The 24,730-nt window shown below is 63.9% G+C and carries 24 protein-coding genes, 1 tRNA gene, 1 other RNA gene and 1 pseudogene; 11 read left to right on the top strand and 16 right to left on the bottom strand.

From position 1 onward, the window contains the following. Nucleotides 1-75 precede the first annotated feature (75 nt). The 3 genes from AC1DIM_RS01730 to AC1DIM_RS01720 are packed head-to-tail and all read right to left on the bottom strand — an operon-like array spanning nucleotide 76 to nucleotide 3,313. Nucleotides 76-933 (bottom strand): sugar phosphate isomerase/epimerase family protein, encoded by an 858-nt coding sequence (locus tag AC1DIM_RS01730; RefSeq protein WP_477708775.1) that lies wholly within the window; start codon nucleotides 931-933, stop codon nucleotides 76-78. Then, nucleotides 930-2,144: a dihydrodipicolinate synthase family protein gene (locus AC1DIM_RS01725; RefSeq protein WP_477708774.1), complete on the bottom strand. Its 1,215-nt coding sequence runs from the start codon at nucleotides 2,142-2,144 to the stop codon at nucleotides 930-932. The genes AC1DIM_RS01730 and AC1DIM_RS01725 overlap by 4 nt, the downstream gene beginning before the upstream one ends. Next, nucleotides 2,144-3,313, bottom strand: a complete 1,170-nt coding sequence (locus AC1DIM_RS01720; RefSeq protein ID WP_477708773.1) for a Gfo/Idh/MocA family protein — start codon at nucleotides 3,311-3,313, stop codon at nucleotides 2,144-2,146. The genes AC1DIM_RS01725 and AC1DIM_RS01720 overlap by 1 nt, the downstream gene beginning before the upstream one ends. A gap of 177 nt (nucleotides 3,314-3,490) precedes the next feature. On the opposite strand from AC1DIM_RS01720, the gene AC1DIM_RS01715 reads away from it, so the two are divergent. Then, entirely contained in the window at nucleotides 3,491-4,573 is a 1,083-nt protein-coding gene (locus AC1DIM_RS01715) for a LacI family DNA-binding transcriptional regulator (protein ID WP_477708772.1), read from the top strand. A 171-nt stretch (nucleotides 4,574-4,744) separates the two neighbouring features. On the opposite strand, the gene AC1DIM_RS01710 is transcribed toward AC1DIM_RS01715, so the two are convergent. The 3 genes from AC1DIM_RS01710 to AC1DIM_RS01700 form a co-directional block, all read right to left on the bottom strand. Further along, a complete protein-coding gene (locus AC1DIM_RS01710) occupies nucleotides 4,745-5,002 on the bottom strand; it encodes an SHOCT domain-containing protein (RefSeq protein ID WP_477708771.1) in 258 nt (85 codons plus the stop codon). Nucleotides 5,003-5,311: 309 nt separating this feature from the next. Next, nucleotides 5,312-5,710, bottom strand: a complete 399-nt coding sequence (locus AC1DIM_RS01705; protein WP_477708770.1) for a hypothetical protein — start codon at nucleotides 5,708-5,710, stop codon at nucleotides 5,312-5,314. A gap of 96 nt (nucleotides 5,711-5,806) precedes the next feature. Continuing rightward, complete coding sequence (locus tag AC1DIM_RS01700; protein WP_477708769.1) at nucleotides 5,807-7,948, bottom strand: amylo-alpha-1,6-glucosidase; 2,142 nt, start codon at nucleotides 7,946-7,948, stop codon at nucleotides 5,807-5,809. A 178-nt stretch (nucleotides 7,949-8,126) separates the two neighbouring features. Between AC1DIM_RS01700 and AC1DIM_RS01695 the strand changes: the two genes are divergently transcribed. Next, nucleotides 8,127-8,810, top strand: coding sequence for a DNA alkylation repair protein (locus AC1DIM_RS01695; RefSeq protein ID WP_477708768.1), 684 nt, complete (start codon nucleotides 8,127-8,129; stop codon nucleotides 8,808-8,810). On the opposite strand, the gene mptB is transcribed toward AC1DIM_RS01695, so the two are convergent. Then, nucleotides 8,807-10,363 carry a polyprenol phosphomannose-dependent alpha 1,6 mannosyltransferase MptB gene (gene mptB / locus AC1DIM_RS01690; RefSeq protein ID WP_477708767.1) on the bottom strand — a complete coding sequence of 519 codons (1,557 nt, stop codon included), beginning with the start codon at nucleotides 10,361-10,363 and terminating at the stop codon, nucleotides 8,807-8,809. The genes AC1DIM_RS01695 and mptB overlap by 4 nt on opposite strands. A gap of 163 nt (nucleotides 10,364-10,526) precedes the next feature. Here mptB and orn point away from each other — a divergent pair, with 163 nt between their 5' ends. The 3 genes from orn (at nucleotide 10,527) to def (ending at nucleotide 12,030) form a co-directional block, all read left to right on the top strand. Further along, a complete protein-coding gene (gene orn, locus AC1DIM_RS01685; protein ID WP_477708766.1) occupies nucleotides 10,527-11,141 on the top strand; it encodes an oligoribonuclease in 615 nt (204 codons plus the stop codon). Between the two features lie 129 nt (nucleotides 11,142-11,270). Further along, nucleotides 11,271-11,343: transfer RNA gene (locus tag AC1DIM_RS01680), tRNA-His, on the top strand. A gap of 114 nt (nucleotides 11,344-11,457) precedes the next feature. Then, nucleotides 11,458-12,030: a peptide deformylase gene (gene def / locus AC1DIM_RS01675; RefSeq protein ID WP_477708765.1), complete on the top strand. Its 573-nt coding sequence runs from the start codon at nucleotides 11,458-11,460 to the stop codon at nucleotides 12,028-12,030. Nucleotides 12,031-12,049: 19 nt separating this feature from the next. Here the strand turns inward: def and AC1DIM_RS01670 are convergent, their stop codons facing one another. The 4 genes from AC1DIM_RS01670 to rnpB form a co-directional block, all read right to left on the bottom strand. Beyond that, entirely contained in the window at nucleotides 12,050-12,847 is a 798-nt protein-coding gene (locus AC1DIM_RS01670) for an HNH endonuclease family protein (RefSeq protein ID WP_477708764.1), read from the bottom strand. A gap of 101 nt (nucleotides 12,848-12,948) precedes the next feature. Then, nucleotides 12,949-13,152, bottom strand: coding sequence for a hypothetical protein (locus AC1DIM_RS01665; RefSeq protein ID WP_477708763.1), 204 nt, complete (start codon nucleotides 13,150-13,152; stop codon nucleotides 12,949-12,951). A gap of 81 nt (nucleotides 13,153-13,233) precedes the next feature. After that, entirely contained in the window at nucleotides 13,234-14,712 is a 1,479-nt protein-coding gene (locus AC1DIM_RS01660; RefSeq protein ID WP_477708762.1) for a glyceraldehyde-3-phosphate dehydrogenase, read from the bottom strand. A 258-nt stretch (nucleotides 14,713-14,970) separates the two neighbouring features. Continuing rightward, an RNA gene (gene rnpB, locus AC1DIM_RS01655) (RNase P RNA component class A) lies at nucleotides 14,971-15,358 on the bottom strand. A 131-nt stretch (nucleotides 15,359-15,489) separates the two neighbouring features. On the opposite strand from rnpB, the gene AC1DIM_RS01650 reads away from it, so the two are divergent. Both AC1DIM_RS01650 and AC1DIM_RS01645 read left to right on the top strand, forming a co-directional pair. Beyond that, on the top strand, nucleotides 15,490-16,317 hold the full coding sequence (locus AC1DIM_RS01650) for a slipin family protein (protein WP_477708761.1): 828 nt from the start codon (nucleotides 15,490-15,492) through the stop codon (nucleotides 16,315-16,317). A gap of 87 nt (nucleotides 16,318-16,404) precedes the next feature. Beyond that, nucleotides 16,405-17,169: a YaaA family protein gene (locus AC1DIM_RS01645; RefSeq protein ID WP_477708760.1), complete on the top strand. Its 765-nt coding sequence runs from the start codon at nucleotides 16,405-16,407 to the stop codon at nucleotides 17,167-17,169. A gap of 60 nt (nucleotides 17,170-17,229) precedes the next feature. Here AC1DIM_RS01645 and AC1DIM_RS01640 read toward each other — a convergent pair whose 3' ends face one another. Both AC1DIM_RS01640 and AC1DIM_RS01635 read right to left on the bottom strand, forming a co-directional pair. Further along, complete coding sequence (locus tag AC1DIM_RS01640; RefSeq protein ID WP_477708759.1) at nucleotides 17,230-17,985, bottom strand: zinc ribbon domain-containing protein; 756 nt, start codon at nucleotides 17,983-17,985, stop codon at nucleotides 17,230-17,232. A gap of 62 nt (nucleotides 17,986-18,047) precedes the next feature. Further along, on the bottom strand, nucleotides 18,048-18,971 hold the full coding sequence (locus AC1DIM_RS01635; protein ID WP_477708758.1) for a Nif3-like dinuclear metal center hexameric protein: 924 nt from the start codon (nucleotides 18,969-18,971) through the stop codon (nucleotides 18,048-18,050). A 99-nt stretch (nucleotides 18,972-19,070) separates the two neighbouring features. Here AC1DIM_RS01635 and msrA point away from each other — a divergent pair, with 99 nt between their 5' ends. From msrA to epsC, 3 genes are all read left to right on the top strand, one after another. Then, entirely contained in the window at nucleotides 19,071-19,595 is a 525-nt protein-coding gene (gene msrA / locus AC1DIM_RS01630; protein ID WP_477708757.1) for a peptide-methionine (S)-S-oxide reductase MsrA, read from the top strand. A gap of 65 nt (nucleotides 19,596-19,660) precedes the next feature. Continuing rightward, nucleotides 19,661-20,596: a cysteine synthase A gene (cysK, locus tag AC1DIM_RS01625; protein ID WP_477708756.1), complete on the top strand. Its 936-nt coding sequence runs from the start codon at nucleotides 19,661-19,663 to the stop codon at nucleotides 20,594-20,596. A gap of 39 nt (nucleotides 20,597-20,635) precedes the next feature. Beyond that, nucleotides 20,636-21,220 carry a serine O-acetyltransferase EpsC gene (epsC, locus tag AC1DIM_RS01620; protein WP_477708755.1) on the top strand — a complete coding sequence of 195 codons (585 nt, stop codon included), beginning with the start codon at nucleotides 20,636-20,638 and terminating at the stop codon, nucleotides 21,218-21,220. A gap of 3 nt (nucleotides 21,221-21,223) precedes the next feature. Here the strand turns inward: epsC and AC1DIM_RS01615 are convergent, their stop codons facing one another. Further along, on the bottom strand, nucleotides 21,224-22,081 hold the full coding sequence (locus AC1DIM_RS01615; RefSeq protein ID WP_477708754.1) for an oxidoreductase: 858 nt from the start codon (nucleotides 22,079-22,081) through the stop codon (nucleotides 21,224-21,226). 111 nt (nucleotides 22,082-22,192) lie between these two features. Continuing rightward, nucleotides 22,193-23,629, bottom strand: coding sequence for an NADP-dependent phosphogluconate dehydrogenase (gene gndA, locus AC1DIM_RS01610; RefSeq protein ID WP_477708753.1), 1,437 nt, complete (start codon nucleotides 23,627-23,629; stop codon nucleotides 22,193-22,195). A 174-nt stretch (nucleotides 23,630-23,803) separates the two neighbouring features. On the opposite strand from gndA, the gene AC1DIM_RS01605 reads away from it, so the two are divergent. Continuing rightward, nucleotides 23,804-24,532, top strand: coding sequence for a FadR/GntR family transcriptional regulator (locus tag AC1DIM_RS01605; RefSeq protein WP_477708752.1), 729 nt, complete (start codon nucleotides 23,804-23,806; stop codon nucleotides 24,530-24,532). A 49-nt stretch (nucleotides 24,533-24,581) separates the two neighbouring features. On the opposite strand, the pseudogene AC1DIM_RS01600 reads toward AC1DIM_RS01605, so the two are convergent. Then, nucleotides 24,582-24,730 (bottom strand): annotated as a pseudogene (locus AC1DIM_RS01600) (L-idonate 5-dehydrogenase); the annotation flags it as partial.

Genomic DNA, 24,730 nt, shown 5'->3' with positions numbered 1-24,730 from the left:
AGAACACCCCGGTCTTTGGACCGGGGTGTTCTTGTCTGCAGGGTGCGTTTCACTCACGCCGGCCACAGAATCAGGTCAGGCGTACGGCAGCACGAGTTCGGCGTAACGGGCCTTGACCGTCTCAATCACAGTGTCGCCGTCGTCGTTCCAGATCTCTTGGTTGAAAATTTCGACCTCGATATCGCCCGTGTAGCCAGCCTCCCGGACCCAGGCGGTGATGGTGGCGAAGTCAATGACGCCGTCGCCCATATAGCCTCGGGACAGCAACGGATCAGCGGCGATGGGCATGTTGAAGTCGCAGACCTGGTAGGAAGCGAGGCGCCCTTCACGGCCGGCACGTTCAATCTGTGCTTTCAGGTCCGGGTCCCACCAGACGTGGAAAGTGTCGACGGCGACGCCAACCGTCTGCGCGTCGAACGGCGCAGCGAGGTCCAGCGATTGCCCCAGGGTGGAGATGAGGGCACGGTCGGCAGCGTACATCGGGTGCAGCGGCTCCAGCACCAGCCGGATCCCGTTCTCGGCGGCGAACGGGACCAGATCCGCAAGCCGGTCGGCCACCCGTCGGCGGGCCGCCACCACGTCCTTCTCCCCCGGCGCCAGTCCGCCGACCACCAGGAAGAGTTCCCTGGTGTCCAGCGCAGCCGCTTCGAGGATGGCGGCGCGGTTGTCTGCGAGCGCGGCGGCTTGTCCCTCAGCGTCTGCTGCCGTGAGGAAACCGCCCCGGCAGAGCGACGATACCCGGAGGCCCGCGTCCCGAATCAGCTTCGCGGCCTTGTCCAGCCCGGCTTCCTCAATGCGGTCCCGCCACGGGCCGATGGCGGGCACGCCGGCGCGGACACACCCGTCAACCACTTCGGCAAGGGTCCATTTCTTCGTCGTGGCGCTGTTGAGGGACAGTCGCGAAAAAGGGGACGGTCCTGAAGTGAATGTCATACTCCCACTCCATTGATACGAAGGTAATCGGACATCCGGAACGCAGCCAGGGCAGGGTCCTTCAGGAGTCCCGCCTGGTCAGCGAGTTCGAACGTCCTGGACAGATGGCACACGGACCGCCCTGAATGCAGGCCRCCCACCATCTGGAAGCCGGGCTGCTTGCCGTTGAGCCACGACATAAAGGCGATCCCGGTCTTGTAGTAAAAGGTGGGGGCACTGAAGATGTGCTTGCCCAATTCCCGGGTGGAATCAAGGATGGCCCGGGCCTTGGCGGGGTCCCCGGCGTCGTAATGCTGCAGGGCCACCGAAGCAGCGGGATAAATCGCGGCGAAGATGCCCAGCAGCGCGTCTGAGTGGTGTGCGGCGTCGCCGTCGATCAGTTCCGGATAGTTGAAGTCGTCCCCCGTGTACAGTCGCACGTCCGCCGGTAGTGCAGCCCGCAGCGCAACTTCATGCGAAGCATCCAGCAAAGAAACCTTCACGCCATCCACTTTGTCAGCGTGCTCACGGATCAGGGACAGGAACGTTCCGGTAGCCGTGGCGACGTCATTCGAACCCCAGTAACCGGCAAGGGCGGGATCGAACATGGTCCCGAGCCAGTGCAGGATGACGGGCTGGTCAGCTTCCTGCAGCAGCGTCGAATAGACGTGCCGGTAGTCGTCCGGACCCTTGGACACGCGGGCAAGCGCGCGGGAGGCCATCAGAATGACCTTGGGTCCCGCTTCACTGACGACGGCGATCTGCTCGCGGTAAGCGTTGATGACCGCCTCGATGCCTGCGGCTCCTTCAGGCAGCTGCTCCAGCTCCAGCTGGTCCGTTCCGGCCCCGCAGGCAACCAGGTCGCGAACGGTTTTGCCGGTGGTGGCGGCGCCACCGGAGGCGACCACCGAGGCGGCCTCCACACCGGTGCGTTTGATGAGCTGCTGGGTGGCTGCCCAGTCCAGTCCCATGCCCCGCTGGGCGGTATCCATGGCATCCGCCACGCCCAGTCCGTAGGACCACAGTTCATGGCGGTACGCCATCGTGGCTTCCCAGTCGAGGGAGGCTGGTGCTCCGGGAGTATTGTCCACCAGGACCTCGGGGATCACATGGGCAGCCGCGTAGGCACGGCGGGAGGTGAGCGGGGCGGCGGGGCGGGCCCAGGAAGCGCCGCCCTGGAGGCGGTACTCGCGGGTGCCGCCGTCGTGCGAGGGAAGGATCAGGGACGTCATCAGAGCGCGATCTCCGGGATATCGATGGTGCGGCGTTCGTCGCTGGACTGCAGGCCAAGTTCGGCCAGCTGCACGCCGCGGGCTGCGGACAACAGGCCAAAGCGGTGTTCGCGGCCAGCAACAACGTCACGGAGGAATTCTTCCCACTGCAGCCTGAAGCCGTTGTCCAACTCCGCGTTCGCCGGGACTTCCTGCCACTGGCCGCGGAAGGATTCCGTGACGGGCAGATCGGGGTTCCAGACCGGCTTGGGCGTGTGGGCCCGCTGCTGGGCGACGCACTTGTTCAGGCCTGCGACGGCGGAACCATGCGTGCCGTCGATCTGGAATTCCACCAGTTCGTCGCGGTAGACCCGTACAGCCCAGGAAGAGTTGATCTGGCCGATCACCGGCTCGCCGGCCGGTGTTTCGAGTTCGAAGATGCCGTAGGACGCGTCGTCCGCCGTGGCCTTGTATTCCCTGCCAGCTTCATCCCAGCGGGCCGGGATGTGGGTGGCGGTTTTGGCGTTGACGCTCTTGACCTTGCCGATGATGCCTTCCAGGACGTAGTTCCAGTGGCAGAACATGTCCGTGGTCATGCCACCGCCGAGTTCCTTGCGGTAGTTCCATGAGGGCCGCTGTGCCGCCTGGACGTCGCCTTCGAAGACCCAGTAGCCGAATTCACACCGAATGGACAGGATGCGGCCGAAGAAGCCCTCGTCAACCAGTCGGCGCAGCTTGACCAAGCCGGGGAGGTAGAGCTTGTCATGCACAACGCCGGCGGTGACGCCTGCTTCCTTGCCGATCCGGGCCAGTTCAATGGCTTCTTCAAGGGTTTCCGCCGTGGGCTTCTCGGTGAAGATGTGCTTGCCGGCCAGCATGGCCTTCTTCAGGGTGGCGGCGCGGAGGCTGGTCATGGAGGCATCAAAAATGATGTCCACCGAGGGGTCGTTGATGACGGAGTCCAGGTCAGTGGTCCATTCCGACACCTTGTGAAGTTCCGCCAGCTCGCGGATTTTGGCTTCATTCCGGCCCACCAGGATCGGCTCGACCTGGACTTTCGTCCCGTCCTCCAGCGTGAATCCCCCGGCGTCGCGAATGGGCAGGATGGAGCGCAGCAGGTGCTGGCGGTAGCCCATCCGGCCGGTGATGCCGTTCATGGCTATACGGATCGTCCTTGTTTCGAAGCCCATGTGTCCTCCACGGTGAGTGAGCGTTGTGATAGTGAAGTAAGTTGGGAAAGCGCATTCCCAGTGACTTCATGATGCCCTAGCCGACTCACCCTTGGCAAGCGCTTTCCCAAATATCCTGTAACTGCAATACTGAACCGAGCGCTATTTACGCTGATATTTGCCCGAACAGGAGACGCCGTGGTTGCAAGTACCCTTTCAGAGGTAGCCCGCCTGGCCGGCGTTTCGCCGGCCACCGCGTCACGGGTCCTCAACGGCTCCGCCAGGACACCAGGGCCGGACATCGCTGAGCGCGTGCGCACGGCGGCCGAATCCCTGGGCTACATCCCCAATGCCCAGGCCCAAGGGCTTGCCAAATCGAGCTCAGGGCTGATCGGGCTGATCGTGCACGACATCGCGGACCCGTACTTTGCCGCGATCGCGCGCGGGGTCCAGGAAGCCGCCCGGGAACAAGGCAGGATGGTTCTGCTTGCAACAACTGCCGGAGCCCCCGCGGACGAGAGGGAAGCGGTGGCCGCCTTTGCCGCCCGGCGGGCAGATTCGATCGTGATCGCCGGATCCCGCTCGGCCCGCCCCGAGGACGGCGAAGGGAATACCGAACTGGCGGCGGAGCTTGACCGCTACTGCCGCAACGGCGGCCAGGTGGCAGTTGTGGGCCACGCCGTCGTCGGCGCCTCATCTACCGACGGTTACCACGTGGTGGCTGTACCGAATGAGGAACTTGCCGCAAAACTCGCCGCCGAGCTGGCCGTTTCACGGGGCGTTGATTTCGTCATCATCGGCGGGCCGGCCGGCGTGTTCACCTCCGACGACCGGATCCGTGGTTTCCAGCGCGGCCTGGCGGATGCCGGATTGCCGGCCGCCGAGATCATCCGCGCCGGGTTCAACCGCGCCGGCGGATTCGAGGTCGGCGTTGCCCTGGCTGCCCGGATCAGAGCTTTCCAGGAGGCAGGGAACACGGCCGGGGACGCGAAGCGGATCTGCATCTTTGCCGTAAACGATGTCATGGCCATCGGGGCGGCCGCGGCGCTGCGGTCCGAGGGCCTGCGCATACCCAGGGATGCCATCATCGCCGGCTTCGACGATATTGAGACGCTCCGGGACTTCCGCCCGGCCCTCTCAACCGTGCATCTGCCGCTCGAGGAAATCGGCCGGCAAGCCACGCGCAGGGCAGCAGGAACGCTGGACGAGAAAGCCGCGCCATCGACCATCACCGGCTATGTCACCCTCCGGCGGAGTACCGAAGGCATAGTTCCCGACTAAGGACAGCAGCCAAAGAAGCGTCGTAGGCGTTAGGGAACAGGGCCAGGACCGGCGGAGGTCCGGGACTTCCGCCCCGCTACCTACGGCACCGACCGCTACGAGAGACAGGGTAATCAGAAGGAGTACGGCTGCAATCCCGAGGATGACCTGTCCGAGGGTGGGAAGGGGTCTTCATTCCTGACGCCTGAGCGCCGTGCGCCTGGCCGTGAACTCCTGCTCGTCGATTTCCCCGCGGGCGAAGCGTTCGTTGAGAATAAGCTCGGCGTCGTGGTGCGGCGGCCGGGGTGCTGCCGGCCCCTCGCCCGGATGGTTACGCCGGAGCAGGAGCACCACAACAGTTACCACCCCGCCCCAGAAGATCAGCATCAATACGGCCATGGCCCCCCACGCCCCGAGGCCCCAGCCATTCCCGTACCAGCCACCCATCATGTTCAGCCCTCCTCCAAGGACCCTACGTTCGCGTCGTTTCGCGGAACAGGGCCCAACGGCCCGGCTCGTGAATGTAGCCTCGCCATGGCCCGGAGCGGCTGGCCCGCGCTACGCATGCGCACCGGTAAGGAGCGGCTGGCATCGGCGTCTCTGTTGCCGCCCATGATCTTCCGCTCTCGGCCCGGCAAGTTCCGGACGGTTTGCGGCTCATTGGTGTCGACCTGAGTCAGGCGTTGCAGCGCGGCTCAAGAACCGCCTGCCGGTGGTCGAGGCGCTCCCGCCCCTCTCCTGCGGGGTGCAGGCGCCGGACTATGCCTTTTTGTCCTTCCCGGAACCGGAATCGGTACTCGGTTTCCGGGCGGGGGCCACGGAACCGCTCGGTCCGTAGCTGCCCTCTGCATACCGCCCAACTTCGGATTCAGCAGTGCGGCCCGCTAGCGATCCGGCGGTACCGTAGTCTGCCTTGACGTAGCGTCCGGACTCCCCGGCCTTGTCTCCGAGGGGTTCGGGCAGCCCGCCTTCCTTGCCGGCGGTACCGTAGTTCCCTTCGCCGTATTGGCCTTCCTCATCGTCCGCATGGCGGCCGCTCTGCACTCCGGCCTTGCCGAAGTTTCCTTCGACGTACCGGCCGCGCAGGTCTGGTTCTACTGGCTGCTTTTCCGTGGCTGCCTCATTCGGGGTGTCTTCGGATCCAATGTTGTGGGCCATGACCGTGCCTTTCCCGAAAGGTGCTCTGCGTTTTCTGCAGCGCAAGTTAAGTCTAGCCAGGGCCGCAGTTTCCCAACAGAACTTCCCAAGGCCTATTCATTGGCCGCCCAGGTGAAACAGTTCACTGAGCGGAGGGCGTGGTTCACGGCGCAGCCTGATATTTTGCGGCAGCCCCCTGACGCTGACCGAATCACCGTCGATGTGAATCGACAGCCGTCCATCCCCTGAGAACGGCACATTATCGAAATGGAAGTGCGTGTTTTGCAGCGGCAGCGTGGGGGCCAGCCACACCTCGTCCCAAGGAAGCCCTGGGTCGAAGCGCAGCAGCGTCCTGATGAGCTGTACGGGGGCGGCCGATGCCCAGGCCTGCGGGGAACATGAAGCGGGGTACGGGACGGGTTCGGGGTATCTGGACCGGTCCAGTCCACAAAAGAGTTCCGGCAGCCGGCCATTGAAGCGATCCGCGGCCTCGAGCAGCGAGTAGGCCACTTTGTGGGCCTCTTTAACGAAGCCGTGCCGCATCAGCCCGGCGGCGGCGATGGCATTGTCGTGGGGCCAGACCGATCCGTTGTGGTAGCTGGCAGGGTTATAGGCGCCCATGGTTGATGCCAGCGTCCTGATCCCCCAACCGGTAAACAATTCAGGGGACACCAAGTGTTCGGCCACCTGCGCGGCCTTGTCGTTGTCTATGATTCCGGTCCAAAGGCAATGGGCCATGTTGGAGGCTAGGGCGTCGACGGGTTTCTTGTCCTTGTCGAGGGCAACCGCGAAATAGCCGCGATCCGGCAGCCAGAACTGTTCGTTGAACGCCTGCTTCAATCTGGACGCCTGGGCCACGCAGGTATCTGCTGTCTTCGCGTCACCGGCGGCCGTGGCCAGCAGCGCGCGGCCGATGTATGCGGCGTAGGCGTAACCTTGGACTTCGCACAGTGCGATGGGTGGTTCGGCGAGAGTTCCGTCGGCAAAATTGATCCCGTCGCCCGAGTCCTTCCATCCCTGATTGCGCAGGCCCTTTTCCGTTTTCCGCTGGTATTCAATAAAGCCGTCACCGTCCCGGTCGCCGAAATCCTCCATCCAACGAAGCGCCCTGTCCGCTGCAGGCAGAAGCTGACGCATCGCTGCGTCATCGAGTCCCCACCTGCCCAGCTCGGCCAGGACGACGACAAAGAGCGGAGTCGCATCGACGGTGCCGTAATAGACGCCGCTGCCACCCAGCGCGAGTCCGGCGGAGGCTCCGAGGCGGACTTCATGAAGGATCCTGCCCGGCTCCTCCTCCGAAGCAGCGTCCACCTTGGTTCCCTGATATTCAGCCAACGTCAAAAGCGTCCCTTTCGCCAGCGAAGGGTCCAGGAGCAAGGACATGAATGAGGCGAGCAGGCTGTCCCGGCCAAATAAAGCCATGAACCAGGGTGCGCCCGCTGCAACCACGGCGCGGTCAGGGTGATCGGGGTTGAAAATTCGAAGGGATCCCAGATCCTCCTGACTGCGTCTGATGACCCTCTCCACGGCCTCATTCCGGAGATTTGCCGTGGGCATGGACTTGCGCCACTCCATGACACGACGCAAGGCATCTGTCCCCGATATGCCCCCTGCTCCGGCACTGGCGTGGCCGGCTGTGCCCGCCAACAGCGGTGTTGCCGAGATGGTGCCTGACCAGTCTCCGTGGGCGGGGATGGTTGTGTCCAGGACCAGCTTCTCCCCCTCAAGCCGCGATCCGTCGAATGCGACTGTAATGCTCTGGGTGTGGCCTTCCCGCTCTGACTCCAGCGTCAGCCCTTCCGGGGTCAACCGGCGGGAACAACGCCCGCGTGGGGCCTGCCTGCCTTCCTTTACTTCAAACAAGCTGGCAAAGTCGGCGTCGGGGAAGAGCTCCACCCGGCATCGCAGCGGCCGTTGGGAGTAGTTATGTACCGTGACCGTCTCGGTGAGGCCTTCCCCGAGCTTGCGTTCCCGGTCAATGAGCAATGACGTGTCAGCGTGATCGTCCCTCTGGGGTCTCCCAATGAAAACGCCATGAAACGCTTCGGGGGTGGTGGCCGAGAGCGTCTCAACCGGCAGGCCTTGAACCTTTAGCGTCCATTCACTGATGAACCGTGTGTCCTGGAAGAACAATCCGTGCGGGAGGCATGCGGTCATATCCCCGTTGGGGGCCGATATGCAGAACGACGTTCCTTGGACCAAGGTGAGTGCCCCCGGCCCCGCAGAACCGGCGCTGTTCTCGACATCCCTTTCGGCCATTCTCAGCTTCTCCCGCAGCGAACACCGTCATGTCCAACGATCTTCCATAAAACTATGGAGGATCAGCCGCCTCCGCAAGAGTTCGACGGCGGTTCATCAGTACGCGGCGTCCCTCGCCTGGCGTGACGGCCAGGCCATGTCCGCCGCAGGATGGTGCGCGTGTGGCTATTGTTGCTGAATGGTGAACCACGAACTTGTGGCAGCGATCCGAACGATGCTGATGGAGCGGGCCGACCCGGTGCGTGCTGCCGCGGCGCAGGCTTATATGAAATCATCCACCCTTTCCCTCGGCGTCAGGGTTCCGGAGGTTCGCCGTTGCGTGCTGGCCGTGGCTGCCGCCTTTCCGTTCACGTCGCCGGAACAGCTGCGCGCGACCGTCCTACTGCTGTGGCGGGAGGCACAATGGCGGGAAGAACAGTACGCGGCGATCGACCTCACCGGGCTTCGGCTGGTTGCCCAGGACCCCCTGATGTTGCCGGTGTATGAGGAAATCATTCGAACCGGTGCCTGGTGGGACTTCGTGGACGGACTAAGTCAACGGATCTGCGGTCTGCTGCTGGCACACCGGGCGGTGATGACACCGGTGCTGCTTCAGTGGAGTACTGATGACGACTTTTGGATCCGGCGCGCCGCCATCACGTCCCAGCTGAAGGCGAAGTCCGAGACCGATACCGGGTTGCTGCGCACGGTGGTAGAGGCCAACCTGGCGGACCCGGAGTTCTTCATCCGGAAGGCCATCGGCTGGGCCCTCCGCGAGTTCGCCAAGACCAACCCCGCATGGGTCCGGGACTTCGTGGCAGAACATGCCGCGCAGCTGAGTCCTCTGTCGCGCAAGGAAGCACTGCGGCACCTGAACCCCTAAATGACCGGGCGGTGGGTAACCGGTTCCCCTGTTTTGCGGAAGAGCCGTTTGGTCCGGGGATCCATGAAAATCAGGTACAGGCCAAAAAGCAGGCCGGTAATCGCAGCGGCGAACCGGGCCAGGACCAGTGCCAGCCCCAGATCTCCGGTCTGGAGATACGGGAACACTTCAAGCTGGTCCGAAATCGCGTAGATCATAAAGAACGGCACGATGAAATAAAGTGCCTTGACCTGCCAGTCGTTGCGGATGCCAGTCACCGCAAACAGCGGGATGAGCCACACTACGTACCAGGACTGGATCATCGGCGCCAGCACCACCACTGCCGCGAACGCCAGGGTGAGGCGCCGGACCAGGCGCTCGTGCTCACCCTTGAAGATCTGGAAGGCGACGATGCCCACGGCAAGTACCTTCCCGGCGTCGAACACCCAACCTGCCAAGGTCCACCCGTCCAGCCCGAAAGCGTTGGAAATAGAGGCAACCACCAGGCCCACGAGCCCCACCGGGGCGTACCAAATGAAGATGCTGCCGGGAGCGGAGAGGCCGTTGATCCAGCCGAAGCCGAATCCATTGACCAAGCTCAAGGCGTACAGCATGGCCAGGCTCAGCCCGCCGGTGAGGGCCCAGAAAAGGAACTTCCGGGGCCAGCCGGCGTTTTTGCCGGCCCACATCAGGCCGATAAACGGCAGGAAGACCACCGTGATGGGCTTAACCGCGATGGACAGGGTCACCAGAACGATTCCGAGGACCACCCGCCTGCTGGCCGCGTAATAGAGCCCGGCCAGCGCCAGCCCGATCATGAGGGCATCGTTATGGACGCTGGCGATGAAGTTCGTCAGGAACAAGGGGTTGGCCGCGGTGAGCCAGAGGGCGCGGTGAGGGTTGACGCCATGAAGTTCTGCCAGTTTAGGCACGTAAATAATGCAAAGCACTACGCCGAACAGTGCCACCAGCCTAAAGAGCATCACGCTGGCTTCTGGATGGACGTTGGTGGACCAAACCACAAACTGCTCGATCCACAGGAACAGTTGGCCGTAAGGCACGGGAGCTTCGGTCCACAGCCTGTCGGCACCGAGCTGGAAGTAGTTGGACAGCGCCGAGATCCCGTTCTCGTAGGGGTTGAACCCCTCCACCATGAGGCGGCCCTGGCCGATGTAGGCGTACACGTCACGGCTGAACAGAGGAACACTGATCACCATCGGCAGGCCCCACGCCGCGACGGCCTGCAGGGTGGCCTTGCGCGCTTCAGGCCCCCAGACCCGGACGCGCTGGCCCAGCCGCAGCCAGGAGCGCACCAGAAGCATCCCGCCGATCGCGACCAGCACGATGGCCAGCGCCACCCCGATGGCCTCGGTGCGCATCCAGATAAAGATCGGCACCCGGCGAAGTTCGGACACCGGTGCCAGCCAACCGACGCCTATGGACCCGATGGCCATAAAGACGGAGCCGATAAACCCGGCCAGGATCGGGGACCGTGGGTTGTCCACTTCGTCCGCACCGGTCCTCGGGATCACAGTGGCGGCCATCTCCCCCATTGCAGGCACAGGCGCCGTCATCTCAGGATCGTCCAATCTCTTTGCTTTCAGCGCTCCGGCCCAGCGGGCCGCGGTAGCCGCCCGGGCCGCGCAGGCACAGCACAGCGGCCGCAATCCCGGCCTCTCTGTACTCGAAATCCTAGCATCGGACGGTTGTAGCGGAGCTAAACGGTAGGCTGGTCCGGTGCCTATAACTAACGAACGCATCGTCTGGATCGACTGCGAAATGACTGGCCTGGACATCAAGAACGACGCCCTGATCGAGGTGGCGGCGCTGGTGACGGACTCCGAGCTGAACATATTGGGCGACGGAGTGGACGTAGTGATCAAGCCCGAGGACGCCGCCCTCGCCCAGATGAACGATTTCGTCCGGGACATGCACACCCGGTCCGGGCTGCTCGAGGAACTGCCGCACGGCAAGACCATGGCCGAGGCCGAGGCCGCGGTCATGGAGTACATCGAAAAGTGGGTTCCGGATCCCCGCAAGGCCCCGCTGGGCGGCAACTCAGTGGGAACAGACCGCGTCTTCCTCTCGCGGGACATGCCGGCCGTGGTTGAACACCTGCACTACCGGGTGATCGACGTCAGTACCATCAAGGAGCTGTCCCGCCGCTGGTTCGCCCGGGCGTACTTCCAGTCCCCCGCCAAGAAGGGTGGCCACCGGGCCCTCGGCGACATCAAGGATTCCATCGACGAGCTGCGTTACTACCGCGAGGCGGTCTTTGTGCCGGCTCCCGGACCTGACAGTGCCACAGCCCGCGGAATCGCCCAGCGGGTTACAGGCGCCCCGGAAGAGTAATCTGCGCCACGTTTCGCGGAATTTTCCGCGAAAACGGCAAAAGTGGCACAACCATCGCCGAACAGCAGGTAAGCTATTTGAGTTGCCTTTCCAGAGGACCGGGTCACCCGATCAGCTGCAGGGCACATGGTGGGCTTAGCTCAGTTGGCAGAGCGCCTGGTTGTGGTCCAGGAGGTCGCGGGTTCAACCCCCGTAGCTCACCCTCACCGGACGGCAGCACGAGCCGTCAGTTTGGAGGCCGTACCGGATATCCGGTACGGCCTTCTTTTTTGCACAAATGCCGGCGCCACGCCGCACGCACGAAGGGTCACCTGCCATGACAGTTCTGCCGATCACGATCTGGGGAGAACCGGTGCTCCACCGCCGCGCCGCCGAGGTGGACGTGTTCGACGACGAACTGCGCACGCTGATTGCCGACATGTTCGAAACCAATGATGCGGCCAACGGCGTGGGCCTGGCAGCCCCTCAGGTTGGTGTGGGCAAAAGGATCTTCATCTATAAGTTCGACAACGACGACGACGCTCCCCCCGTCGGCGTTGTGGTGAACCCAGTGCTGACGCTGTCCAAGATTTCCGGCGCACTGCCCGACCCCGATGAAGAGGAAGAAGGCTGCCTCTCGTTCCCAGGGGGCCAGTTCCCGCTCAAGCGTGCGGAGTGGGCCCGGGTCCAGGGCTTCGACGGCCACGGACGGCCGGTCGATTTCGAAGCGACTGGCTGGTTTGCCCGCGTGATCCAGCACGAATATGACCACCTTGACGGCAAGTTGTATGTCAACCGGCTGCTGGACCGTTATTCACGGAAGGCCATGAAGCTGGCCAAAAAGAGCGGGTGGGGAGTTCCCGGGCTGACCTGGATGCCGGGCGTGGACCCGGACCCCTTCGGCCACTAAGGCACCCGCCGGGGCCGTGTCATTTCGCGGCAATGGTGGACTGGTCCGGGCAGGAGTCCAGGACACGCTTCATCGCATCCTTTTCCGGCTGGGTGACCCACAGACCGTAGGAGGCCTTGACTGAAATCTGGCGGGCCACGTAGTGGCAGCGGATGTTCTTATTCTTTGGCAGCCAGGTAGCGGCGTCGCCGGCGCTCTTTTGCTGATTGGCGGGGCCGTCCGCGGCGATCAGGTTCAGCGGATCGTTGGCAAGGCTTTGACGCTGCTGCGGAGTGAGCACCTGGGCGCCTTTCTGCCACGCGTCACCGAGCGCCACAACATGGTCAATCTGGATTTCCTTGCTGCTCTCCGGTCCGCGCCGGAATTCCACGGCTTTCCCTGTGTACGGCTCCACGATGCCACCCGAAGCCACAGTGCACTTGGACCCCTCTGTAAAGTCCACAGCCGTGAGGTCCCGGCGGAGGATGTCGTTGCGGGTGTCGCAGCCGTTCCGGTCAACGTCCTGCCACGCCTGGCCGAACGCCTCGCGCTGGTACGTGTCCTTCGGCGCACGCCCCTTGACTGCCAGCCCCTCCAAGGCAGCGCGGGCACTTCCCTGCGGTACCGGATAAACGGGTACAACCGGCTTCATCCAGGTCCCGTCGAACACGGGCGCCTGGCTTGGTCCCACAACAGCGGGTTCTGCGGCTACGAACTGGCCAGCCGTGAAAAACCACACCACGGAAGCCAGCACAGAGAACGCTAGCGCTGTCAGCAAGGCCCAGGCCTGCTTCGAGCGCCGCCGGGCACGGCGGTAGGCACCCCAACTGACCGTCATGGGCAAGGAACTCTTCCGCAAATGTCATGCACCAGAAGAGCCTAGGCCACCCCACTGACACGTGGACGGTTATCCACAGCGGGGAGGAAGAGTGGCCGGAGCTACTGCTCCCGGGCTACACGCCGAAGATCTTCGTCGGCCAAGTGGAGGAGGCTTTGCAACTGTCGAACGCGGTCTTCTCCGACGTCGCCCGTAGTGTGGGCAGCACGGGCCTGTTCAAAAAGCCTAACGGCCTCTTTGTGGTTGGCTTTGGCGACGTCAAGGGCGTGTTCAAGGGTGGTCTCGTGGAAAGTCTCGTTATCCATGGCACCAGTGTGGTACCGATTCCCGGCTGATTCCAGCGAATCAGCCGGGAAGTCGGAATGTTGCCCTTCTGCGGCCCTCAGTTAGACAGCGATTGCGGCCAACGCAGCGGCAGGTTCCTTCGCCGGGAAGGACGGCGGGTTGACTCCGGCCATCTCTTCCATGACGCGGACTACCTGGCAGCTGTAGCCGAACTCGTTGTCGTACCAGACGTAGAGGATGACGTTCTTGTCATTGGAGATGGTGGCGAGGCCATCCACGATGCCCGCACGGCGGGAACCAACGAAGTCGGTGGAGACAACCTCGGGCGAATCGATGTAGTCGATTTGCTTGCGCAGATCCGAATGCAGCGACATCTGGCGCAGGTAGTCGTTCACCTCATCCTTGGTGGTGCCGTTTTCCAGGCTCAGGTTCAGGATGGCCAGGGAAACGTCCGGCGTGGGGACCCGGATGGAGCTGCCCGAGAGCTTGCCCTCAAGTTCGGGCAACGCCTTCGCGACGGCGGTGGCGGCACCGGTTTCGGTGATGACCATGTTCAGCGCGGCGGAACGGCCGCGCCGGTCACCCTTGTGGAAGTTGTCGATCAGGTTTTGGTCGTTAGTGAAAGAGTGGACGGTTTCCACGTGGCCGTGGATCACACCGAACTTGTCGTTGATGGCCTTCAGGACCGGGGTGATGGCGTTGGTGGTGCAGGAGGCCGCCGAGACGATCCGGTCAGTATCCTCGATGCTGCCGTGATTAATGCCGTGCACGATGTTCTTCAGCGCGCCCTTGCCCGGGGCGGTCAGGAGCACGCGGGCCACGCCCTTGCTCTGCAGGTGCTGGGACAGGCCCTCGGCGTCACGCCAGCGCCCGGTGTTGTCCACCACGAGGGCGTTGTTGATGCCGTAGGCGGTGTAGTCGATGGTGGCGGGGTTGTCCGAGTAGATGACCTGGACCTGCACGCCGTTGGCGGTGATGGTGTTGGCGTCCTCGTCAACGCGGATGGTGCCCTCGAACGAGCCATGGACCGAGTCGCGGCGCAACAGGCTGGCACGCTTGGTGAGGTCCTTGTCCGAGCCGCGGCGAACCACGATGGCGCGGAGGCGCAGGCCGTGGCCGCCACCGGCCTTTTCGATGAGCAGGCGCGCCAGCAGGCGGCCAATCCGGCCAAAGCCGTAGAGCACGACGTCGGTGCTGGTGCGGTCATCCGCACCGCGCTTGCCCACCACCTCGGCGAGCTCGGCGCGGAGGAACTCTTCGAGCGTCGCGCCGTTGCCTTCAAGCTTGAACTTCTCGGTCAGGCGGGCCACGTCGATGGCTGCTGCGCCGAGCTCCAGCTGCGAAAGTGCGTTCAGGAGAGGAGCGGTCTCTTCGAGCAGGAGCTCGGTGTTACTCATGCGGCGGGCAAACCGGTGCGCCTTGAGGATGTTCATGGTGGACTTGTTGATCAGGCTGCGGCCGTGGATGCTGGTCACCACGTTGTTTTCGCGGTACAGCCGGCCAATCACCGGAATCATGGCCTCAGCGAGAGCCTCCCGGCCCATCCACGTATCAAGACAAGAATCTGACGTCTGGCTCACAGAACTACCTTCCTCGGTTCAGCCGCATACGTCCTCGTATACGGTTGTCGGCCACCTGACGTTGTCCAGGGGCTCTGGCACCGGCGGGATTCTGTACACCCCGGGTGCCGTGGAGAAGCGCAAAGAAAAACCACCGGCTGCGAACGCAGACCCGGTGGCAGAACTTCTACGTTCGCTCTCTATTCTAGGCTGGGGGCGCGGCCCCGGCAGCCGCGCGTGACGTGAAGTCACTCACATGCGACGCTTTGCAGATGCAGTGGGATGGGTTGACCGATACGCCGGGTTCTGTGCTCCCGTGCCGTTACCAGCGCGGGAGTAGCGGCCATCCATCTACGAACGCCGTTGCCGACGCCCTCCAGCGGCCTACCCGGACACTCGGGCGGGCTGCCCTCAAACGTGCCCTGTCTGGCCTTGCTCCGGGTGGGGTTTACCTAGCCTTCCCGGTCACCCGGGAAGCTGGTGGTCTCTTACACCACCGTTTCACCCTTACCTGCAGCCTTTCCGAAAACGGAAAAACGCAGGCGGTCTGTTCTCTGTGGCACTGGCCTGCGGGTTACCCCGAGTGGGCGTTACCCACCACCCTGCCCTGCGGAGCCCGGACGTTCCTCGAGCCACTTGCGTGACGCGCGGCCGCCTGGTCAACCCATCCGGAACCCAGTCTACCGGGGAAGTAGGCGCCGCCGTCGCCGGATCCTTTCGGGGGCCTGGATGGGACAATAGACGTAGGAACCGGCCGCTGGTGACGGCCGGGAACCGTCGAGACCGGGAAGTGATCCTATGGACGTCACCGCAGCTGTTGTACTCCTCCTCGTCCTCCTAGTGCTGGTCATCCTCGCCAGGATGTCCGTCAGGATTGTGCGCCAGTACGAGCAGGGTGTCCTGTTCCGGCTGGGCCGGGTGGCCGGGGTCCGGATGCCGGGCCTGCGCTTCATCATTCCTGTGGTTGACAGGCTTCCGCTGGTCAGCCTGCGGATCGTGACCATGCCGATCCAGTCACAGGGAATCATCACCCAGGACAACGTCAGCGTGGACATCTCTGCGGTGGCCTACTACCGCGTTGTGGACGCCGTGAAGTCAGTAATCGCCATCGAAAACGTCGCGGCGGCGATCAACCAAATCGCCCAGACCACGCTCCGGAAGGTGGTGGGCAGGCACAGCCTGGACCAGACGCTGTCCGAAACCGAGCGCATCAACAGCGACATCCGGGAGATCCTGGATGCGCTCACGCTCGCCTGGGGTGTGGAGGTGACCCTCGTCGAACTGAAGGATATCCAGCTCCCCGAAGGGATGAAACGGGCGATGGCGCGCCAGGCCGAGGCCGAGCGTGAGAAGCGGGCCAAGATCATCGCCGCTGAAGGCGAGTCCATCGCTGCCACCGCGCTAGGGGACGCCTCGGACACCATGATGGCCCACCCGTTGGCCCTACAGCTGCGGAACCTGCAGTCGCTCGTGGAGATCGGCGTGGACAAAAACACCACGGTGGTGTTCCCCGCCCCCTTAATGAGCACCATCGGAGAGCTTTCGGCATTCCTTGCACGCGAGAACCAGGCGGCCCAGGCCCACAATGCCGGGCCAGCGTCCGCCACCTCCATCAAGGCCGCGTAGGGACCGGACCCTTCGAGACCGGCGCGACCAGGCAGGCGGCCGTATCGCAGTCGCCGTCGCCGTCGCCGTCGCCGGTAGGATCGTACGGTGCTGATTCTGCTTCCCCCCTCCGAAGGCAAGACCCCCGCAGTGCGCGGATCCGCCGTGGACTGGCCCGCCCTGAGCTTTCCGGCACTCAACACGTACCGGGCGAAAGTCCTCGACGCCCTGGGAACGGTCAGCGCGCACGAGGACGCCCTCGCCCTCCTGGGCGTCGGCGCCTCACTCAAGGACGACGTCGAACGCAACACCCGGCTCCACATGGAACCGGCGGCGCCTGCCCACCAGATATATTCCGGCGTTCTATACGACGCCCTCGGTTACAAAACGCTCACGTCGACGCAGCGCCGCAAAGCGGATGAATCGGTGCTGGTGGTTTCCGCGCTGTGGGGCGCCATCCGCTTCGCCGACCGGGTGCCCGCGTACCGGCTGTCGATGGGAACTGCACTGCCCGACGTCGGCCGCCTCGCCTCTTTCTGGAAGCCGCAGCTTTCGGAGGCCCTCGCTGAGGCGGCGGCCGGGCACCTGCTGGTGGACTGCCGCTCCAGCACCTACGCCGCCGCGTGGGCGCCCGCGCCGGCGCAAACCGTGTCCGTCAGTGTTTTCACGGAGGTGAACGGTGTGCGCAAAGTGGTCAGTCACTTCGCGAAACACACCCGCGGGGAACTGGCCCGGCACCTGTTGTCCCGCCGGGGCAAGGCGCCGCAGACCCCGGCTCAGTTACTCAAAGCCACGCGCGAAAAGTGGGATGCGGAACTGGTGGACGGTTCAGAGCGGAAGCCACACGCCCTGAACATCATCCTCCCCAACTAAGTAACAGCAGATGTCGTAATAAGCGCCCATACCGACATGTGCTGCGACCTACTTGGGTTGCTAGGCAGTCGGGGCGGCCGTGTTCCACTCGGCAGAACGCACCAGAATGGCGCCGGAGTCCGGGCAGAACACGATGTCGTCCTCGGCTGCGGCTTTGATCTCGGCGAGGTCGCCTGGGCTCAGCTTCATCCCTGACGCCTCGGACGTGCCATGGAAAAGCCGCGCTGCGCCCACGCCGCGCTTTGCGAGGGTCTTTTCATAAACTGCCAGCATCCCGCCATCGAGGCCGGCAGCGAATTCGTCCCGCTGGCCCCGAACAACTCTCTCTTCAGCGTCCACCTCAGCCAGGGCTGCATCGAGTTCCGAGCGGATGCCGCTGAAAGAGCCCTGGATGTCGTCAACAATCTGCTGCTGGGCGGCCTGCCGGGCCCGAAGGGAGTCGAGGCGTTCCAACACTTCGAGCTCCACGTCCTCAAGGTCTGAGCGGCGCTTATTGAGCGACGCGATGTCCTTCTGCAGCGCCACGAGGTCCTTCGACAGTCCCGTTCCGCTGTTGAGCCGGGCCTCGTCCCGTTCTATCCGGTTGGCGACCTGCTCGACGTCGGCCTCCGCCCGCTTCAGCTCAGCCTCGGCGTCATGGACAGCCACCTTGGCGCCGCCCAGTTCACCGTTGGCGACAGAGAGTGCTGCCTGGAGATCGGTGATGCGCGGATCTGCGTTGAGGGTGCGGCGGCGGTTCGACAGGGACTTGAGCTTTGCGTCCAGCCCCTGCAGTTCGAGCAACTTCAACTGTTCCGCCGGTGCTGCCTTAGCCAACTGCTACCTCCGCTTAATTCCTGCCGGCAAGAACCGGGCACCCGATCGGCGCTCCCTAGACTCTAGCCCCCGCCGGGAGTCAGAATGAAGTCCCACGGGTCGCTGTTGGTGTTGCTGACGCGGATCTCCACGTTGTGGCCCTGGTCAGCGAGCACGTTGCCCAGAGCCGAGGCGGCGGCCGGCAACCAGAGCCATTCGCTGGCGAAGTGTGACACGTCAATAAGGTATGGCCTGCCGTTTGCCGCGGACTCCCGCGCTTCGGACGCGGGATGGTGCCGGAGGTCTGCGGTGACGTAAACGTCGGCATTGCTGGCCCGCACCTCGTCGAACAGCGAGTCCCCAGCGCCGCCGCAAACCGCAATGCGCCGCACCAGGCCGTCCTTGTCGCCGGCAACGCGGACTCCCCCGGCTACGGACGGCAGGATGCCGAAGACGCGCGCGGCGAAATCGCCCAGGCTCATGACCTCGGCGAGATCACCCACACGGCCAATGCCCTCTTCAGGGAGCCCGTTCGCCGCCACGGTCAGCGGCGCAACGTCCTCCAGTCCCAGAGCATCCGCCAGGACGTCAGAAACGCCACCGACGGCGGAATCGCCGTTGGTGTGGACAGTCAGTAACGCAGTACCAGACTCGATGAGCCGGTGGATGGCCTGACCCTTGGCAGTGGTGGCAGCCACTGACGTGACCCCCTTGAGCAGCAAGGGATGGTGCGTAATCAACAGCTCTGCACCCCATTCCACGGCCTCGTCTATTACCGCCAGTGTGGGGTCCACCGCGAGCATCACCCGGGTTACGGATGCGGAGGGGTGGCCGGCCACCAGACCCACTTCATCCCAGTTTTCGGCCAGGGACTCGGGCCAGAGCTCCTCAACGGCGAGCAGGACCTGCCCCAAGGTGGGGGCAGCCGAGGCTTCCGCCTCCGTGCCGGGCCCGGAGCCGGTGCCGGCCGTGTCCGCATCTGTAACGCCAGTGTCTGCAGATTCCATAGACTCAGTTTTACCCCATCACGCCGTTTGGCCTGCACGTGCCACAGTCTCGTAGGGTGGTCAGGGAATCATCCGGGGCTCTCAACCATTGAAGAGGTCATGAAAACTTTTGTTCTCGGCGGAGGCTGCTTCTGGTGCCTGGACGCTGTCTACCAAAAAACCAAGGGCGTCACTTCAGTGATCTCCGGCTATACGGGCGGCCACGATCCGCAGCCTGACTACTACTCGGTCTGCAGTGGAACGACAGGGCATGCCGAGGTTGTGGCAGTGACATTTGACGAGGCCGTCATTCCGGCGGAAATCATCCTGGACATGTTCTTCGCGCTGCACGATCCCACCACGCTCAACCGCCAGGGCTATGACGTAGGTACCCAATACCGGTCGTCGATGTTCTATGAAACCACCGAGGAAAAGATTCTCTTCGAGGAAGCCATTGACCGTAACCAGGCGCTGTGGTCCCACCAGATCGTCACCGAAGTCAGCCGGCTCCCGCGGTTCCATGTGGCTGAGGACTTCCACCAGGATTACTACGCAAAGTACCCCGAGCAGGGCTACTGCCAGGTGATCATCAACCCTAAGCTTGCGAAGGCCCGCAAATATTACTCTGCATGGCTTAATGCTTAGCAGCGGCCGCAGGCCGTCGTTAGGCTGACCTCAGTATTCATCCATCTTGAGATAGGCGTATGTACATGGCACGGATCTATGACGATGTAACGCAGCTGGTCGGCGGCACCCCGCTGGTTCGACTGAACCGGTTGAGCGAAGGACTGGACGCCACTGTGGCGGTCAAGCTCGAGTTCTACAACCCGGCCAACAGCGTCAAGGACCGCATCGGTGTAGCTATCGTGGACGCCGCTGAGAAGTCAGGCGCACTCAAGCCCGGCGGCACCATTGTTGAAGGCACGTCAGGCAACACAGGTATTGCCCTCGCCATGGTGGGCGCAGCCCGCGGCTACAAGGTCATCCTGACCATGCCCGAAACCATGTCCACCGAGCGCCGCGTGATGCTSCGYGCSTTYGGTGCSGAGATTGTGCTGACCCCCGGTTCCGAGGGCATGCGCGGCGCCGTGGAGAAGGCCCAGGAAATCGTGGCCAACACCGAGAACGCCATCTGGGCCCAGCAGTTCGCCAATGAGGCAAACCCCCAGATCCACCGCGAAACCACGGCTGAGGAAATCTGGTCCGACACCGACGGCAAGGTGGACATCTTTGTCTCTGGCATCGGCACCGGCGGAACCATCACCGGCGTCGGGCAGGTCCTGAAGGAGCGCAAGCCCGGGGTCCAGATCGTGGCGGTGGAACCGAAGGATTCAGCCATCCTGAACGGCGGCGCCCCGGGCCCGCACAAAATCCAGGGCCTGGGCGCCAACTTCATCCCGGAACTGCTGGACACCAGCGTCTACGATGAGGTCCTGGACGCCACCCTTGAGGATTCCGTGCGGGTGGCACGTGAGCTCGGCGTCAAGGAGGGCATCCTCGGCGGCATCTCCTCGGGCGCCATCGTCTGGGGTGCACTGGAACTTGCCAAGCGCCCGGAGAACGCCGGCAAGCTGATTGTCGCTGTTGTGTGCGACTTCGGCGAGCGTTACATCTCCACCGTGCTCTATGACGACATCCGCGGCTGATCCAGCCATTGTCGCCCCGTTTCCTGTAGAAAGAACTTTGTGGGCTTTTTCGCAAGACTGAAGGAAGACCTCGACGCCGCCCGGTCCCACGACCCGGCGGCTCGAGGTTCTTTTGAGAACTTTTTCGCTTATTCAGGGCTGCATGCCATCTGGATCCACCGGCTGACGCACCGCCTGTGGCAAAATCCTGCCCTGCGCTTTCCCGCACGCCTGCTGTCCCAGCTGGGACGTTTCGCGACGGGCATCGAAATCCACCCGGGCGCCACAATCGGCCGCCGTTTCTTCATCGACCACGGCATGGGCGTGGTCATCGGCGAGACTGCCGAGATCGGCGAGGACGTCATGATCTACCACGGTGTGACACTCGGTGGAAGGTCACTGGCCAAGGTCAAGCGTCACCCCACTATTGAAGATCGGGTGACCATCGGCGCCGGCGCCAAAATCCTGGGGCCCATCACCATCGGCCGGGACAGCGCCGTGGGGGCCAACGCCGTGGTGGTCAAGGACGCGCCGCCCGAATCGATCGTCACCGGGGTGCCCGCCAAGTGGCGTCACCGGGACGCGCAGCGCGAAACCAAACCCGCGGTGGACCCCGCCGAGTACGACATCGAATACCGGATCTAAAGCTTACTTCCGGCCTTCGGCCACCTGCCTGCCGGCCACCCGCTTGAGCACCAGCATCACCAGGGGGTCGAAAAGCCGGTCGGGAAGTGTCCGCCTCAGGGCCAGTATGGCCCGCGCCCCGTTGCCCACAGGGTAACGGGTCCGGGGCCGTGCAGAGGAGGCCGCGTGCAGCACCGCAGCGGCGATAACCCCGGGCTGCGTCGACGTTTCGGCCCGGTCCGTAGACCCCAGCGCGCCCGCCATTAGCTCCGCCTGGGACGCGTACGGTCCCGTGCCGCTGGCTTCACGCAGCCCCTGAGCGGCGACACGACCCCATTCGGAGATGGTGCCGGCGGGCTCGATGATCGACACACTGATCCCGTGCGGCTTCAGCTCGAGCCGCAATGAATCACTGAGGCCCTCCACGGCGAACTTCGAGGCGTGGTACCAGGCCCCAAGCGGCTCATAGAATTTTCCGCCGATGGATGAGATATTGATGATCCGCCCCCTGCCGGCCTGCCGCATGACGGGCAGGACCAGCTGCGTCATCCTGGCCAGCCCGAAAACATTGACGTCGAACTGGCGCCGGCCTTCGGCCAAATCCACCTCTTCCAGCGCCCCGAACGACCCATAGCCGGCGTTATTGACCAGCACGTCAATCCGTCCGCGCTCCTCGAGGACGCGTCCGACGGCGGCGCGCATCGAATCGTCGTCCGTCACGTCCAGTGCCAGGACCTGGACGCCGAGCGCCGTCAGCGGCTCCATCCTGTCCACCCGGCGGGCTCCCGCATACACCAGGAAGCCGTGCGCGCTGAGTGCTTTGGCCGCCTCGAACCCAATTCCGGTGGACGCTCCCGTGATGAATGCGACTGGCTTGGGCACCTTGGACTCCTTGACTGGACGGACACCGCGCTTGCCGGAAACACCAACGGCCGGCAGCTCCCAGAGTATCCCCGGAAGTGCCGGCCGCAGGGTGATGCAGCAAGTGCAGTGTTAGTGCGTGTCCACTGCTTCGATTTCAGACTTGTCCTCGCCCCAGAGGGTGTGGAACGTGCCCTCTGAGTCGACGCGGCCGTAGGTGTGGGCGCCGAAGAGGTCGCGCTGGCCCTGGATCAGGGCGGCAGCCACGCGCTTGCGGCGCAGGCCATCGTAGTACGCGAGGGAGGAGGAGAACACCGGTACCGGGATGCCCAGCTGGACGGCGGTGGCAACCACGCGGCGCCAAGCCGGCAGTGCCTCGGCAATGGCCTGGGTGAAGGCCGGCGCGAAGAGCAGGTTTGCGGGCTTCTCTTCCGCGGCGTAGGCCTTGGTGATGTCCTTGAGCAGCTCGGCACGGATGATGCAGCCTGCACGCCACAGGGAAGCGATCTCGTCCAGCTTGAGGTCCCAGCCGTATTCCTTGGCGGAGGACGTCAGCATGTCCAGGCCCTGCGCGTAGGAAACCAGCTTGGAGGCGTACAGCGCCTGGCGGACGTCCTCAACGAAGGTTTCCGGGATTTCCACGGCGGCTTCCCCGCCGGCCAGCAGCTCCTGGCCGAGCTTGCGCTGCTCTGCCTGGGAAGAAAGCCCGCGGGCGAARACGGACTCGGCGATGCCAGAGACCGGGGAACCGAGTTCAAGGGCGGAGATGACCGTCCAGCGGCCSGTSCCCTTCTGGCCTGCGGCGTCAACCACRATGTCAACGAACGGCTTGCCCGTCTTGGCGTCAACATGAGCCAGGACTTCGGCGGAGATTTCGATCAGGAACGAGGAAAGATCGCCCTTGTTCCACTCGGTGAAAATCTTGGCCTGTTCGGCAGGCTCGATGCCGGCACCGGAACGGAGGAGATCGAAGGCCTCGCCGATGACCTGCATGTCGGCGTATTCGATGCCGTTGTGGACCATCTTCACGAAGTGGCCCGCGCCGTCGGTTCCAATCCAGGCGCAGCAGGGCTGGCCGTCCACCTTGGCGGAGATCTTCTCGAGCAGCGGGCCGAGGGCCTTGTAGGACTCCTTCGAACCACCGGGCATGATGGAAGGGCCGTTCAGCGCGCCTTCTTCGCCACCGGAAACGCCGACGCCCACAAAGTGGAGGTCCTTTTTGGCCAGTGCGGCTTCGCGGCGGCGGGTGTCCTCGAAGTGCGAGTTGCCGGCGTCGATAATGATGTCGCCGGCTTCCAGCAGCGGTTCAAGCTGCTCGATGACGGAGTCCACCGGCTTGCCGGCCTTGACCATGATCAGGACGCGGCGGGGCTTCTCCAGGGAGTCGACCAGCTCCTGCAGCGTTTCGGTACGGATGAAGTCGCCTTCCGTGCCGTGCTTTTCGAGCAGTGCGTCGGTCTTTTCGACGGACCTGTTGTGCAGGGCAACCGTGAAACCGTTGCGGGCCAGGTTGCGGGCCAGGTTGGCTCCCATCACGGCAAGGCCGGTGACACCGATGTGTGCAGACATCTAAAACTCCAATTCATTGTGTGCAAGGGGCGTGCAGACGGCTCCGCGTTAGCTGCGAAGCACACGCTCACGAACCGATGGATCCGATTAAAGCATATATATTCGAGGCGCTGAGGGGAAGTGGCGACCGCTTAGTGGAACCCGGCCGGGCAATCCGCGTCTAGGCTTGACACCATGTCGACCAGCCTCCACCACCGTGCCATTGAGAATGTTGGCACCCGCATCATCACGGGAGACCTCCCCACTGGCCACGTTATGCTGGCCGAGCAGTTGGAGGAAGAGCTGAAAGTTTCCCGTTCCGTGGTCCGTGAAGCTGTGCGTGTTCTTCAGTCGCTGGGCCTCGTGGAGACCATCAAGCGCGTGGGCATCCGCGTCCTGCCGCCCAGCCGCTGGAATCCCTTTGATCCGCAGGTGATCCGTTGGCGGCTATCCAGTGAGGGCCGGGGTGCCCAGCTGCGGTCACTGATCGAGCTGCGGTCCGCCGTCGAGCCCGCAGCCGCAGAGCTTGCCGCGAACAACGCGCCGCCGGAGCTGCGGACTGAACTTGTGGACATTGCCCGCGCTATGCGCGACGCCGGCCACAACGGGGAGGCGCAGAAGTTCCTGGAGCTGGACATCGCCTTTCATTCGGTACTGCTTTCCGGCTCGGGCAACGAAATGTTCGCCAACCTGATGGGCCAGGTGGCCGAGACCCTCACCGGCCGCACGGTCCACGGCCTGATGCCGGAGCACCCCCATGAGGGCGCGCTGCAGTGGCATGTTGACCTGGCCGAGGCCGTGGCAGCGGGTGATGCTGCGGCGGCCCGCAGTGCCTCCGAACAGATCATGCGCCGCACCACGTCCAGGCTTTCCGGAACCTGGACTGACCAGCCCCGCGTGTTTATTCCGGTCCGCCGGACCTGACTTCATTCCCGGTCCGGCGGCCCGACGGGGACGGCGGGCCGAACGCCGTTTATTCGGGTTGGAAGTTGAGTAGGACTTTGCCTGATTCGGCGGAGTTTTTGGCGGTTTTGAAGGCCTCGAGGCCTTGGCTGAGGGGGTATTCGTGGGTGATGACGGGGCTGATGTGCAAGCTGCCGTCGGCGAGGGCGGTGATGACGT

Source organism: Pseudarthrobacter sp. 01T43, assembly GCF_056398665.1.
Note: the sequence above shows the minus strand (reverse complement) of the source record. Positions and strands in the feature narration are given on the sequence as shown.